Source organism: Algihabitans albus, from assembly GCF_003572205.1.
GTDB lineage: Bacteria > Pseudomonadota > Alphaproteobacteria > Kiloniellales > DSM-21159 > Algihabitans > Algihabitans albus.
In genome coordinates this window covers 692,694-706,139 of sequence record NZ_QXNY01000004.1, presented here as the reverse complement: position 1 = coordinate 706,139, position 13,446 = coordinate 692,694, and the positions used below count along the sequence as shown (strand labels likewise).

Annotated in this window: 12 protein-coding genes and 1 tRNA gene; 7 read left to right on the top strand and 6 right to left on the bottom strand. The window is 65.3% G+C overall.

The window, feature by feature from the left end; genetic code table 11:
- Position 1: 1 nt before the first annotated feature.
- The 5 genes from DBZ32_RS13430 to DBZ32_RS13410 all read right to left on the bottom strand — a co-directional run bounded on the left by DBZ32_RS13430 (position 2) and on the right by DBZ32_RS13410 (position 5,330).
- Positions 2-1,726 carry an HAL/PAL/TAL family ammonia-lyase gene (locus DBZ32_RS13430; protein WP_162906746.1) on the bottom strand — a complete coding sequence of 575 codons (1,725 nt, stop codon included), beginning with the start codon at positions 1,724-1,726 and terminating at the stop codon, positions 2-4.
- 157 nt (positions 1,727-1,883) lie between these two features.
- Positions 1,884-2,126, bottom strand: a complete 243-nt coding sequence (locus DBZ32_RS13425) for a hypothetical protein (protein WP_119167618.1) — start codon at positions 2,124-2,126, stop codon at positions 1,884-1,886.
- 406 nt (positions 2,127-2,532) lie between these two features.
- Positions 2,533-3,096 carry a cold-shock protein gene (locus tag DBZ32_RS13420; protein ID WP_119167617.1) on the bottom strand — a complete coding sequence of 188 codons (564 nt, stop codon included), beginning with the start codon at positions 3,094-3,096 and terminating at the stop codon, positions 2,533-2,535.
- Between the two features lie 501 nt (positions 3,097-3,597).
- On the bottom strand, positions 3,598-4,086 hold the full coding sequence (locus DBZ32_RS13415; RefSeq protein WP_119167616.1) for a DUF2846 domain-containing protein: 489 nt from the start codon (positions 4,084-4,086) through the stop codon (positions 3,598-3,600).
- A 110-nt stretch (positions 4,087-4,196) separates the two neighbouring features.
- On the bottom strand, positions 4,197-5,330 hold the full coding sequence (locus DBZ32_RS13410) for a serine hydrolase domain-containing protein (RefSeq protein WP_208539215.1): 1,134 nt from the start codon (positions 5,328-5,330) through the stop codon (positions 4,197-4,199).
- A gap of 237 nt (positions 5,331-5,567) precedes the next feature.
- Between DBZ32_RS13410 and DBZ32_RS13405 the strand changes: the two genes are divergently transcribed.
- From DBZ32_RS13405 to speE, 6 genes are all read left to right on the top strand, one after another.
- The gene (locus DBZ32_RS13405) at positions 5,568-6,017 is read left to right on the top strand and encodes a MaoC family dehydratase (RefSeq protein ID WP_119167615.1); all 450 of its coding nucleotides are present in this window, start codon (positions 5,568-5,570) and stop codon (positions 6,015-6,017) included.
- A gap of 331 nt (positions 6,018-6,348) precedes the next feature.
- Positions 6,349-9,183 carry an isoleucine--tRNA ligase gene (ileS, locus tag DBZ32_RS13400; RefSeq protein WP_119167614.1) on the top strand — a complete coding sequence of 945 codons (2,835 nt, stop codon included), beginning with the start codon at positions 6,349-6,351 and terminating at the stop codon, positions 9,181-9,183.
- Positions 9,184-9,190: 7 nt separating this feature from the next.
- Positions 9,191-9,697 (top strand): signal peptidase II, encoded by a 507-nt coding sequence (gene lspA / locus DBZ32_RS13395; RefSeq protein WP_235830187.1) that lies wholly within the window; start codon positions 9,191-9,193, stop codon positions 9,695-9,697.
- 39 nt (positions 9,698-9,736) lie between these two features.
- The gene (locus tag DBZ32_RS13390; protein WP_119167613.1) at positions 9,737-10,303 is read left to right on the top strand and encodes a DUF3035 domain-containing protein; all 567 of its coding nucleotides are present in this window, start codon (positions 9,737-9,739) and stop codon (positions 10,301-10,303) included.
- A 230-nt stretch (positions 10,304-10,533) separates the two neighbouring features.
- Entirely contained in the window at positions 10,534-11,031 is a 498-nt protein-coding gene (gene speD, locus DBZ32_RS13385) for an adenosylmethionine decarboxylase (RefSeq protein ID WP_119167821.1), read from the top strand.
- Complete coding sequence (gene speE / locus DBZ32_RS13380; RefSeq protein WP_119167612.1) at positions 11,028-11,876, top strand: polyamine aminopropyltransferase; 849 nt, start codon at positions 11,028-11,030, stop codon at positions 11,874-11,876. Before speD ends, speE begins: the two co-directional genes overlap by 4 nt.
- Positions 11,877-11,919: 43 nt before the next feature.
- Here speE and DBZ32_RS13375 read toward each other — a convergent pair.
- Positions 11,920-11,994: transfer RNA gene (locus DBZ32_RS13375), tRNA-Gly, on the bottom strand.
- 234 nt (positions 11,995-12,228) lie between these two features.
- Between DBZ32_RS13375 and DBZ32_RS13370 the strand changes: the two genes are divergently transcribed.
- Positions 12,229-13,446, top strand: coding sequence for an ABC transporter substrate-binding protein (locus DBZ32_RS13370; protein WP_119167611.1), 1,218 nt, complete (start codon positions 12,229-12,231; stop codon positions 13,444-13,446).

The following is a 13,446-nucleotide window of genomic DNA, read 5'->3' as shown; positions in this document are numbered from 1 at the left end:
CTCAATTGAGATCCACGTAGGGACCCACCGCTTGCAGGATCTCGCCGTCCAGCAGGGCACGGCCGAGCGATTGCAGCTCCCCCGACAAGACCCTGTCCTCGATGACCGGCGGGACATGGCGCTGTACGGCGGCGACGGCGGCCTCGCCGGCCGGGCTGAGGCGACGCGCTTCCGGCGGAATCGGGTGCCAGTCCACGGGCGTCTTGCCGGCCGCCGGATCGTCGCGGCCGGCGCGCGAGGGCAGATGCCGCATCTCCCGGCGCAACGCCGCGGCCTGGCTGGCATAGGCCAGTTCGACGGCCAGCGCTTCGGCCGCACGCGGCAGGGCCTCGTAGGCACGGATCGCGACGTTGACGCCCATGGAGACGTGATCCTCCTGCCCGCTGTCGGTCGACAGGCTCATCAGATGGCTGGGCAGCGCCTGACCCCAGATCCAGTTGGTCAGCGCCGCCGTCGCATACTCCGGAAGCATCATGCCCGAGCGAGTCGCCCGCTCGGCCAACAGCTCCGGCTTCTCGCTCAGGTCCCGGTCGGCCCCAGGCCACTTGAGCTGCGGCCCAAGGCCTTTGTTCCGATCCGCATCGACGTAGCGCTGGCAGCGCGCGTTGGTCAGGCTCGACAGAATTCCGAGCGCCTGCAGCAGGCCGTAGATGTCGACCGCCACTGGCATACCGTGAAAGTGGCCGCCGGAGACGATCTCGACCATCTGCCCGGCCCAGTCGCCCCAGCCCTCCCCGTTGTCCCGATGCTCGGCGGCCTGCAGCAGGATCGGGTTGTCGGTGACCGCGTTGATCTCGATTTCCAGGGTCTTGCGCGCGCGCTCAGCCAAGTCCCAGCAGGGACCAAGGATCTGCGCGGCGCAGCGCAGGTTGTAGGGGTCCTGGATTTCACCGTCGATCTCGTAAGGGCGATGCGCTTCGCGCAGCGGCGAGCCGGCCATCAGGGCATGGATCCAGCCGGCCAGCTTCACCGAACCGGGATGCGGTCTGAGCGCATGCAGATCAGCCCGGAAGGGCGTATCGGCCCCCAGCATGACCTGCGCCGACACCGCCGTGGACACCGCCGCGGTCCGCAGCAGCCGTTCCAGCCGCAGCGTCGCCAGGGCTCCGAAGGCAGCCGTGAACTGCACGCCGTTGTTGAGCGCCAGACCCTCCTTCATTTCCAGTTCGAGCGGCTCCAGACCGAAGCGGGACAAGGCCTCGGGGGTCGGCTGACGCCGACCCTCGACGAAGACCTCGCCCTCGCCGATCAAGCCAAGCGCCACGTGGCTGAGCGGCGTGAGGTCGCCGGAGGCGGAAACGCTGCCCAATTGCGGGACAACGGGCGCGAGGCCGGCATTGAGGAAGGCAACCAGCTGCGCGACCACCTGGGGGCGCACGCCGGAGTGACCCCGCACCAGGGACTGGGCCCGTAGCAGCATCGTGGCGCGAACGACCTCCACCGGCGCGGCCTCGCCCAGACCGATCGAGTGACTGCGGATCAGATTGACCTGCAGCCCCTTCAGGCGTGCCGAATCGACCTTGTCGCGCACGTTGCTGCCGAAGCCACGATTGAACCCATAGGCCGGCTCGTCGGTCGAGGTCACGTAGGCTTCGATCTGCCGCCGCCGCTGGGCCAAGAGGTCAAGCGTGGCCGAGCTCACCGAGACGGCCGCACCTTCGGCAACGGCGAATACCTCCTCAAGCGCCAGGCGCCGCTCGTGCCCGATCTCCACCGTCGCTGCCATCTTCGCCTCGCACCTCCTGCCCGACGTCTGCCGCGCACCCCGCAGCGACGCTACGCCAAGCGACCTAAAGAGGGAACGGGAAAGCACGCGACCAGGAAACGCCGCGAGACGCATCGATTCCGGTCCGATTGACGACGTCGTCGGCCGAGGACGGCCATCAGGCGGCGAAGGCACCCAAAGCCGGTGCCTCGCCGATAGCCTTGAACGTCAGGCGCATGGCCTCGACCTGTTCGGTCGCATCCTGCAGCACGGCAGAGCGCTCGAACAGCAGGCGGTCCGACAAGGCCTCGGCCCCGCCGTCGGACGGATCGAGGATCTCCGGGATATTGGACCAGGGCGCCTCTGCCTGCCGCGTCATCATCTGGCGGAAATCGACATAGCGCTGAAGCGAGTTGTTCATGGTTTCCTCCTGCCGAAGCGGCTGCCGCTGCTTTCGAACGCCCTATGGCCGCCGAGCAGCGTTTGGTTACGCTGCCCAGAGAACGGCGGAGTGCCCCGTTCTATTCCACGACGAGCGGACCACTCTGTCGGAAACCGCGATGGCGATCGGGAGGAAGGCCGTTTCAGCGATCTGTCGACCGTTCGACGCAAGCGCCGCACCGGACGCAAGCGGTGTCGCACCGCTTCCCGGAAACTTTTACGGACAGGCGCCGATCAGGGCCGAAACGGCGGGATGCGGGATGGAGATCGCAGGCAGGCAAGCGTGCCGGCACGACGATGGGCGCGTCGCCCGGGACGTTATGCCCCGCTTCACTATCCCGTTTCGGGCGCCGCTCCGTTTAAACGGCAGTCAGGCCCACGGGCAGTCAGGCCAGTTCCAGCGTTGCCGCCATGGGGCCCTTCTGACCCATGCGAGTAGTCACGCGAACCCGCTGGTCCGGCTCCAGGAACGCCAAGCCGCTCGACTGCAAGGTCCGCGCCGAGACGAAGATGTCCTGGGTGCCATCGTCGGGAACCACGAAACCGAAGCCCTTATCCGCGTTGAAGAACTTAACGGTTCCCTCGACGGGAGGGCCCGCCGGCGGAGGCGCCGGACGCCGCGGGCGATCGCCATACAAGCCACCGCCCCCGCCGCCAGCTCCATATCCGCCGCCGCCGAAGTCGCCGCCCGGACGGCCCTCCGGCAGGTGCTCTATCGAGGTGATCTGATGAACCTGAAGGCCCTTGCGGCCTTGGGCGAGGTCACAGATCACTTCCGTTCCCTCCGGCAGATCGGCATGACCGAGGCGCTCGATCACGGAGACGTGCAGGAAAGCGTCGGGTGAACCATCGTCGAACTGGACGAACCCGAAACCCTTCGTCGGGTTGAACCACTTGACCATGGCCTTGACGCCCGTGCGTTCGGGCGCCGAAGGAGCAAACTCACGCATGTCCGTTAACTAACTCCAAGAGGGTTGATCGCACCGGTCCTCCGGTGACAGTCCCGAAGTACCCGCAAGCTCCCCGCGCCTAACCGAAATAGCCAGATATTCTTCTACTCCCGGTCGAACCTCGGACGACAGGCTGTGCTCTCCTGATAGGCCGCAATCCCGCCTTGAAATGCGAACCAACACATCGATTTCCTGTACTGCAAGCACGGCAAACTCAACGATATCAGAGGGCCAGAGAGGGCGCACGCGATAATCTAATGACAGGCCCGCATGCACCCCGTAAGTGGTATTTCTCGGTGGACGGGACATAGCCGATAGCGACACGAACTGCTCGCCAACCGAGCAATTCTGTGTGCCAGGCTTCATATCTCCGATGAGACCTTCCCCTGACGGACGCACGTGGGACCCGGCTCGGTCCTGGTCGGCACAGCAATCTGGGAGTTCAACGGAGATCCCCGGAAGGTCACTGGTCCGTCTGGCGGATGCCTGTCCGACAAAGAGTCAGATGTCTGGGCGCGGATCCAGATCCGGCGGCGGCGGGTTGCTGCGCCTCAGATCGCTCTCCAGCCCGGTCACGCGCTGCAGATTTGCAATCTCCGGCTCGGCCTGCGCCGCCGATGCGGGCTCCGTGACGAAGCGGAAGCCCAGCACCCGCCACGCGATGTCCGCCTTCACGTAGATACGGTCGCCGGCTTTCAAGACAGCCTCGACCACATCGTCCTCCGCTCCGACGAGGTAGATGCGGTACCGCCCGGGCCGCGCATCCCGATAGAAGGTCTCGCCGTTGCGCAAGCGGCCAACGCGCTTTTCATTCACGATCACCTGGGGTTCGGCCGCCCACAGGAAAGCGGCCTCGGGCCGATAGAAGTGGATGCGCGCCAGTTCAGGCGCCTGAGCGCTCTCGGGCATCGGCTGCCAGTAGTCCCGGTCGGCCGAGGCGCAGCCTGAGAGCAGTACCAGGAGGGCACTGAGGACCGCGAGACGATACATGACCTGTTCCGCTTTCGGGTGGACACTCGGAAAGGCTAGCAACGCGCCGCGGGTCGGGTCCAGGCGTCGCGCCGACCAACTGGCCGAAACGAAGTACAAGGAACCGAAACCTACAGCGTCTCGAGATTGGCCAGCACGATTTCCCGCCAAACCCGCATCGGCGAGATCCAAGCGTCCCTCTTATTGTATCGTCCCGCGGTGATAACCGTGCAGAGGTCAGCCGAGGGCATGATCCAGAGTCGTTGACCGCCGTTTCCGAAGCCGGCGATCCAGCGTTGGGCAGCATCGAAAGCAGGAGCCCGGTCGCGACCAAGAAACCACTGGCGACCGTAGTCCAGCCCATCGCCGGTGGCGATCGCAGGCCGAAAAGACTCCAAAAGCCAAGCCTGGGACACGATTCGCCGGTCGTTCCAAAGGCCCTGCCGAAGAACCAGCGCTCCGATCCGTGCCAGATCGCGCGGACGCAGACGCAGCCCCGACGCGGCGGAGTGAACGCCGTCGCGACCCTGAGCCCACTCGAACTCCGAGATTCCAAGCGGCGCGAACAGGTTTTCGACAGCGAAATCGGCAAGCGTCTGTCCCGACCCTCTGGCGATCAGCAAACCCAGCAGGGCCGAGCAGCCGCCGTTGTAGGTCCAGCGCTGGCCGGGCTTATCCACCATGGGACGGTCGAGTACGAAGCGATACCGGTCCGCGGCACGCTCCATCATGAGCTCGCTGTTGGCAGGGTTCGTGTAAGGCGTCTGCTCGTTCCACTCGGTACCGAGCGTCATCGTCAGGACATGCTGGATCGTCAGGGCTGCCCGCTGCTCATCCGCCGCAAGATCGGCATACTCCAGGAACTGGCCGAGCAAGGGGGCCTCGGGCGGCGGGACCAAGTTCCTGTCCAGAGCGATGCCGTAGAGAATCGCGACGACACTCTTTGTGACCGAGCGCAGATCGTGCAGCGTCCACTTGTCGAAGACAACATGCCCCAGTGGGTCGCCCCAGCTCTCATCGGAGCCCTCGTAGTAGCGCTCTAACACCAGATTGCCGGATCGTACGACCAGAACGCTGTGAAGCTCACGCAGCAGGCCGGAGTTAATGCCGGCTTCCAGCTTCTCCCCCAGGTCTGTGGCAAAGCCAACCTCCGAGGGTGCAACGGATTTCCAGCTCTGGACCGGCAGTGCCGCAGCCATTGGCGAGAACATCAGGCCAGCGCCGACGCCAAAGACCACCTGACGTCGATCGAAGGTCCGTGCCAAGACGACCGCTCCCCGGATGAGTACCGACCGGTCTTCGCGCCATGGCCGATCTGTAGCAACAAAACTACAGCCTCGAAGAGAAGAAATAATAGCCGCAATCTGCAGGGTGCGGAGGTTGAACGCCAAACAGGCGCACATTGCCGCTGCCGAACGGCGCTGCTATGGTGCAGGTGCGAAGAGATTACGGCGCTGCAACAAGTGCGGTGCGGCAGAGTTGGGCTTGGGGAGCGGCGCGCGATGCAGGACTTGCACGGTTACTATCTCGAGGATTTGTCGGTCGGAATGTCGGCGAGCTTCGCGAAGACAGTGACCGAGGCGGACATCGTCAACTTCGCCGGCGTCTCCGGCGACACGAACCCGGTGCATCTGAACCAGGACTTCGCCGCAGGCACGATGTTCCGCGGCCGGATTGCCCATGGCATGCTCTCGGCCGGTTTCATCTCGACCGTCTTCGGAACTCGCCTTCCGGGCCCCGGCTGCATCTATCTGTCGCAGGACTTGCGCTTCAAGGCACCGGTCAAAATCGGCGAGACCGTGACCGCGACCGTCACGATCCGTGAACTCCTGCCGGAAAAGGCCCGCGTCGTTTTCGACACCGTCTGCAAGGTCGGCGAGACCGTGGTGGTTGAGGGCGAGGCCAAGCTGATGGTCGATCGTCGTGCGGATCTGAAGAAGGCGGCGGAGTAAGCGCGTAGAGAGCAGCCCAGCGCTACAGCCCGAGAGTAGCGCCCGCTGCCATAGCCGCTTATCTTTTCATCATGACGTCACGACTGCCTCACGGGCGACAGACCCTTCGCCGCTTTCCCGGGCGAATTATCGGCCCGGTCCTCTGAACGAGGGCCGGGACGCATCTGCTCGCCTGCGGCCTTGCGGATTTCAGAGATCCATCAGCTGACTGTCAGCGCGGGCTTTCCCCGAACGCCACGATCCGCTACCACAGCTTGCCTGCCACGCCCACGCGCCGAACAGATGCGCAAGAGGCCGTCCGTCGGGCACTGCAGCCGAAGGCCCAAATTCGATGAGCGTCGACTACCGCGAAACCGTTTTCCTGCCGAAGACCGACTTTCCCATGCGTGCCGGACTTGCGAAGCGCGAGCCGGAAATCCTGGCGAAGTGGGCGCAGATGGATCTCTTCGCCCGCCAGCGCGAAAGCGCGGAGGGACGCGAGAAGTTCGTGCTGCACGATGGGCCGCCCTACGCCAACGGCCACCTGCACATGGGCCATGCGCTCAACAAGGTGCTGAAGGACGTCATCAACCGCTCGCAACAGATGTTGGGCAAGGATGCCAACTACGTGCCGGGCTGGGACTGCCACGGCCTGCCGATCGAGTGGAAGGTCGAGGAGAGCTACCGCGCGCGCGGCGCCGACAAGGACGCCGTCGATAAGGTCGAGTTCCGCCGCGAATGCCGCGCCTTCGCCGAGAAGTGGATCGGGATCCAGATCGAGGAGTTCAAGCGGCTCGGGGTGATCGGCGATTGGCAGCGCCCCTATACGACCATGAACTACGCCGCCGAGGCGCAGATCGTGCGCGAGATCGGCAAGTTCCTGATCGGCGGCGGTCTCTATGCCGGCGCGCGGCCGGTGCTCTGGTCGGTGGTCGAGAAGACGGCGCTGGCCGACGCCGAGGTCGAGTACCACGAGCATAAGTCGGCCACCGTCTGGGTCCGGTTCCCCCTCATCGAGGCCCCCGCACGACTGCAGGGCGCGAGCGTGGTGATCTGGACCACGACGCCCTGGACGCTGCCAGGCAACCGCGCCGTCGCCTACGGAGAGGACGAGACCTATCTCTGCCTGGAGGTGGATGCCGTCGGCGAAAACAGCCGCGCGCAGCGCGACGAGCTGCTGATTGTGGCAGCCGATCTGGCGGAGGCTTTCTGTGAGGCGGCCGGCATTCTCGAACGGACGGTGATCTGGCAGGGTAAGGGGCAGGATCTGGCCGGTACGATCTGTGCCCATCCCCTGCGGGGCGAAGGCTACGACTTCGACGTCCCGCTGTTCCCCGGCGATTTCGTGACCATGGATCAGGGAACCGGCTTCGTGCACATCGCGCCGGGTCACGGCGCGGACGACTGGGCCTTGGGCCGCAAGAAGGGCCTCGAGATCCCGCAGACCGTCGATGCCGACGGCAGCTTCTTCGATCACGTCCCCCTGTTCGCCGGCACCCGCGTGCTGACGCCCGAGGGCAAGGACGGCGATGCCAACGGGGCCGTGATCCGCGCCCTGATCGAGGCTGAGAAACTGGTCCACAAGAGTAGCCTGCGGCACAGCTACCCGCACTCCTGGCGCTCCAAGGCTCCGCTGATCTTCCGCAACACGCCGCAGTGGTTCATCTCGATGGAGACGAACGAGCTGAGAGAAAAGGCGCTGAAGGCGATCGATCGGACACGCTTCGTGCCGGCGGGCGGGCAGACGCGCTTGCGGTCGATGATCGAGCAGCGGCCCGATTGGTGTATCTCGCGCCAACGCCTTTGGGGCGTGCCGCTGCCGCTCTTCGTGCAGAAGGCGACCGGAGAGCCGTTGCGCGATCAGGCGGTGATCGACCGCGTGGCCGCCGCCTTCGAGGAGGAGGGCGGCGATGCCTGGTTCGAGTCGCCGCCGCAGCGCTGGCTCGGCAACGACTACGATGCGGCCGACTACACGCAGATCTTCGATGTCGTGGAGGTCTGGTTCGACAGCGGCTCGACTCACGCCTTCGTGCTGGAGGCGCGCCCGGAACTGCAATGGCCGGCCTCGCTCTACCTGGAAGGCTCGGACCAGCATCGCGGCTGGTTCCACACCTCGCTGCTGGAGTCCGCCGGCACCCGGGGGCGGGCGCCCTACGAGGCGGTGCTGACCCATGGCTTCGTGCTCGACGAGGACGGCCGCAAGATGTCCAAGTCCCTGGGCAATGTCGTCAGCCCGCACGACATCGTCGGCCAGGACGGCGCGGATATCCTAAGGCTCTGGGTGGTCGCCTCCGACTATTCCGACGACATCCGCATCGGGCAACACATCCTGAAGCAGCTCAAGGACAGCTACCGGCGGTTCCGCAATACGCTGCGCTACCTGCTGGGCGCCCTGGAGGGTTACGACGAATCCGAAAGCCTGCCGCTCGACCAGTTGCCCGAGCTGGAGCGTTGGGTTCTGCACCGCCTGTGGGACCTCGACAAAGCGGTGCGCCGCAATGTCGAAAACTTCGACTTCCATGCTGTCTACCAGGATCTGCACAGCTTTTGCGCCGTCGATCTCTCCGCCTTCTACTTCGACGTCCGCAAGGACAGTCTCTACTGCGACCGGGCCGATGCGCTGCGACGACGGGCCTGCCGGACGGTTCTGGATCTGGTGTTCGATCATCTGACCGCCTGGCTGGCTCCGATCCTCTGCTTCACCGCCGAAGAGGCTTGGGAGCATCGCGGCAAAGCGCCGGACTCCATCCACCTGCGCCTCTTCCCCGACCTGCCGGACGACTGGCGCGACGAAGACCTCGCTGCCAAATGGGCGAAGATCCGACAGGTTCGCCGCGCCGTCACCGGCGCGCTGGAACTGGAGCGGGCGGAAAAACGGATCGGCGCTTCCTTGCAGGCGCACCCGAAGGTCTGGGTCGAGGAGGCCGCGGCCAAGGCGGCGGTCGACTCGATCGACTTCGCCGAGGTCTGCATCGTCTCGAACATCAAGGTGCTGGAAGGCGACGGACCGAGCGACGCCTACAGCCTGGAGGAAGTCCCCGGCGTCTGGGTCGTGTCGAAGCCGGCCGAGGGCGAGAAGTGCGAGCGCTGCTGGAAACTGCTGCCCGAGGTGGGCCGGGTGCCCGAGGCGCCGCAGACCTGTCGGCGCTGCGCGGACGCAGTCGCTCAGCTCAAGGCCGCGGAGTAACCACGCCGTGTCGACCAGCCTGCCCCACCAACCCGCGTGGAAGCGGCTCTTGCCGCCCGTGACCCTTGGACTGGCCACGGTGGTGATGCTGGCGGATCAGGCCACCAAGGGATGGGTGCTCGCGACCCTCGAGCATGGGGAGCGCGTGGCGGTCACCGGCTTCTTCAATCTCGTGCTCACCTATAATCGCGGGGTCGCCTTCGGTCTGCTGGCCAGCGACTACTGGTGGAAGCCATACCTTTTGGTCGGCATTGCCCTCCTGATCGTCGGCGGACTGCTGCTGTGGCTCCGCAGCCAGGCCCAGCTTCTGCCCCGGCTGGCCACGGGTTTGATCGTCGGCGGCGCCGTAGGCAATGTCATCGACCGCTTCCGCCAGCCCGGCGTGGTCGACTTTCTGGACTTCCACCTCAACGGATATCACTGGCCTGCCTTCAACCTGGCCGATTGCGCGATCGTGATCGGCGTCGGCCTGCTATTGCTGGACGGCTTGTTCACACCGGCCTCCAAGAGGTAAAAGAAGCGTGGCTGGAACTCATAGGGATACGAATCGAAGATGCGCAGAGCAGGAGTCTTCTGCCTAGCGCTGGCGGCACTGGCACTTGCCGGATGCGAAAGCGCACGTGAACAGTTGGGGCTCGAAAAGCAGGCACCCGACGAGTTCCGCGTGGTTTCGCGTGCGCCCTTGACGGTACCGCCCGAGTTCGCGCTGCGTCCGCCGCGCCCCGGCGCGCCCCGCCCGCAAGTGGGCACGCCGACAGACCAGGCCAGGCGCACCGTGTTCCGTTTGGGCGATCAGCAGCCCAGCGTTCAGGAAATCATGCCCGACGACGGTCGCTCCCTGGGCGAGCGTGCGATTCTGCTGGAGGCCGGAGCGAACCAGGTGCAGCCGGACATTCGCCAGGTGGTGGACCGCGAAACGCAGCAGGTCAACGAGGAGAGTCAAGACTTCCTGGAGGATCTGATCTTCTGGCGGGACAGCTTGCCGAGCGGAGACATCGTAGACGCCGAGTCCGAGGCGCGACGCCTGCGTGAGGCGAGTGCGATCGGTGAGCCGGTGACCGGTGCCGGAACCCCGACGATCGAACGTCGCCAGCGCGGGATCTTCGAAGGCATTTTCTAGAAACGCCGGCGCCCGAGCGAGGGCGGCCTGCGACGGACGATTTTTTACTGTCGCGAAGAGCAGAACAAACGCACCGAAGATTGCGTCGGTGGGCCTGATAACGCGGCGTTTCATCGCTTGGGCGAATTTCACACAATCACCCCTTGATCTTCGGCGGCAAAGACGTCATATCCGCCCGCTTGCTCGCCGGCCGGTCCGGCGAAGCTCATCTGCTGGTTGGGGAGGACGAGATGTCTCGCGATGCCGCCCTCTTCCAATTGGGGATGGACTTGGATCGAGGTTCAAGCACCACCCAGGAGGAAGTGTCCGTTTCTGCCGCTGTTTCCGAGACCGCCGTTGCGGCATCGGAGGAGCGCAAAGATCACTTCATTTTGCGTGACGGCCAGGAGTATGCCGGTACGCATTTGATTGTCGACCTCTGGGGTGCGAAGCGCATCGACGAGCTTGCACATGTCGAAGCGGTGCTGAAGCGCTGCGTCGAAGCGGCAGGCGCAACGCTGCTTCATATTCATCTGCACCATTTCACCCCGAACGACGGCATCTCCGGCGTCGCGGTGCTGGCCGAGTCGCACATCTCGATCCACTCCTGGCCGGAGCGCGAATATGCGGCGCTCGACATCTTCATGTGCGGCGACGCCCAACCGCACAAGGCGGTCGATGTCCTGCGCGACGGCTTTTCTCCCTCCTACGTCGCGGTCACGGAGCATCTGCGGGGCCGGGAGCTGTGAGCTCCTGGTTCCGGGAAACACTGCACCGGGACTACGAGAGCGGACTGAGAATCGAGGAGGTCCTGTTCGAGGCGAAGTCCGAGCATCAGCACCTCCTGCTGTTCCGCAACTCCACCTTCGGACGGGTGCTGACCCTGGACGGCGTCGTACAAACCACCGAAGCCGACGAGTTCATTTATCACGAGATGCTGGCCCATCTGCCGATCCTTGCCCATGGCGGGGTCGAGCGGGTGCTGATCATCGGCGGCGGCGACGGCGGCATGCTGGAGGAGGTGCTGAAGCACCGCGGCGTGACTCAAGCCGTCCAAGTCGAGATCGACGCCAGTGTGGTGGACTTCGCCAAGACCCATCTGCGCGCCATTTGCGGCGCAGCCTATGAGGACCCGCGCACCGAGCTGGTGATCGCCGACGGCCTGACGTACGTGGCCGAAACGGAGCGTCGCTTCGATCTGATCATCGTCGATTCGACGGACCCGATCGGCCCCGGCGAAGTCCTCTTCACCGAGCGGTTCTACGCCGACTGCAAAGGCTGTCTGGCCGCCGGCGGCGTTCTGGTCACGCAGAACGGCGTGCCCTTTCTGCAGCCCGAAGAGCTTAAGCAAACGCTCGGTTTCTTCCGCCGGCTCTTCGCCGATACGACCTGCTACCTCGCGACCGTGCCGACCTATGCCGGCGGGCCGATGGCCTTCGGCTGGGCGACCGACGACGCCAGCCTGCGCAAGGTGCCCCTGGAAACGCTGCAGGCGCGCTTTTCCGCCGCCGGGATCGACACCCGCTACTACACGCCGGCGGTCCACCTGGGCGCCTTAGCCCTGCCGCCTTACGTCGCCGAACTGGTCGGTTGAGCCAGGCTTGTCGGAGCTTCGGGCCGGAAAACTGGCGAAAGGTTGGAGCGGGTGATGGGAATCGAACCCACGACACGTAGCTTGGGAAGCTACTGCTCTACCACTGAGCTACACCCGCGCCGCGCCTTCATGTAAGCGGGCGGCGACCCTGCGCGCAAGCGTCGGATGTACGATCTTGCCAGGCTGGCTCTCCGGCCGCTGGATGACCCGATAATCATGAAGACGGTCACGCCTGCGTGAGACGACGCCTCCATGGGCTGACAGGGCCGGAGCAGGACCCTAGCTTGCCGGCTGGCTTCCGGCGCCGGGCGGTTTAAACTCCACCGGCCGGCTAAACAGCAGAGAGTCGCCGATGTTCCCACTCCGCTCGATCGCACTCCTTCTCGGTTGCGGGCTGCTCGCCGCATCCCCGCTTGCGGCCGAGCCACGGGCCGTTCCTCGGTTCGACGAGGCGATGACGGCGGCGCAAGGCCAGACCGTCTACTTCAACGCCTGGGGCGGAGACGAGCGGATCAACGCCTATCTCGACTGGGTCGGCGCGCAGATGGACGCGCGCCACGGCATCACGCTGGTGCACGTCAAGCTGTCGGACACCGCCGACGCCGTTGCCCGCGTGCTGGCGGAACGGGCAGCCGGAAACCTGGAGGCCGGCAGCGTCGACCTCATCTGGATCAACGGCGAGAACTTTGCCGCGATGAAGGAAGCCGATCTGCTGTTCGGACCCTTCGTCCCCGAATTGCCGAACTTCGCGCTGGTCGATACCGAGCGCAAGCCGACCACCGTGATCGACTTCACCGTGCCGACCGACGGGCTGGAAGCGCCCTGGGGCATGGCCAAATTCAACTTCATCTACGATTCGGACCGCATCTCCGCGACTCCCGCCAACGCCGGAGAACTGGCGGACTGGGCGGCGAGCCAGCCCGGGCGCTTCACCTACCCGGCGCCGCCCGACTTCATGGGCTCCACCTTTCTCAAGCAGTTGCTGATCGAGCTGACTGAGGACGCGGACCTTCTGCAGCGGCCGGTCGAGAGCGACGATCTCTTCGCGCAGGCCACCGCCCCGCTCTGGTCTTATCTGGACGGGCTCCATCCGCATCTCTGGCGCAGCGGACAGGCTTTTCCGACGAACGGTCCCGCACAGCGCCGTCTGCTCGACGACGGCGAGGTCGATATGGCCTTGTCCTTCCATCCCGGCGAAGCCTCATCGCTGATCGTAGCCGGGCAACTGCCGGACAGCGCGCGCACCTTCGTCTTTCCCGAGGGCACGATCGGTAACACCCACTTCGTGGCCATTCCCTTCAACGCGCGGTCGCCCGAGGCCGCGATGGTCGTCACGAATTTCCTGATGAGCCCGGAGGCGCAAGCGGAAAAGCAGAATCCCGAGATCTGGGGCGATGACACGGTGCTGGCCTTGGACCGCCTGAGCGACGAAGCTCGCGCGCTGTTCGAAGCCGTTCCGCGCGGTGTCGCGACCCTGGCGCCGGAAGCGCTGGGCCCCGTCCTGCTGGAGCCGCATCCGACTTGGATGACCGCACTGGAGGACGATTGGCGCCGGCGCTACCTGAGGTAA

Bases quoted from the DNA above. Each gene is read 5' to 3' on its own strand.
- DBZ32_RS13370 (WP_119167611.1), top strand. From the start codon at position 12,229: ATGTTCCCACTCCGCTCGATCGCACTCCTTCTCGGTTGCGGGCTGCTC.
- speD (WP_119167821.1), top strand. From the start codon at position 10,534: ATGTCTCGCGATGCCGCCCTCTTCCAATTGGGGATGGACTTGGATCGA.
- DBZ32_RS13430 (WP_162906746.1), bottom strand. From the start codon at position 1,726: ATGGCAGCGACGGTGGAGATCGGGCACGAGCGGCGCCTGGCGCTTGAG.
- DBZ32_RS13425 (WP_119167618.1), bottom strand. From the start codon at position 2,126: ATGAACAACTCGCTTCAGCGCTATGTCGATTTCCGCCAGATGATGACG.
- ileS (WP_119167614.1), top strand. From the start codon at position 6,349: ATGAGCGTCGACTACCGCGAAACCGTTTTCCTGCCGAAGACCGACTTT.
- DBZ32_RS13415 (WP_119167616.1), bottom strand. From the start codon at position 4,086: ATGTATCGTCTCGCGGTCCTCAGTGCCCTCCTGGTACTGCTCTCAGGC.
- DBZ32_RS13390 (WP_119167613.1), top strand. From the start codon at position 9,737: ATGCGCAGAGCAGGAGTCTTCTGCCTAGCGCTGGCGGCACTGGCACTT.
- DBZ32_RS13405 (WP_119167615.1), top strand. From the start codon at position 5,568: ATGCAGGACTTGCACGGTTACTATCTCGAGGATTTGTCGGTCGGAATG.
- DBZ32_RS13420 (WP_119167617.1), bottom strand. From the start codon at position 3,096: ATGCGTGAGTTTGCTCCTTCGGCGCCCGAACGCACGGGCGTCAAGGCC.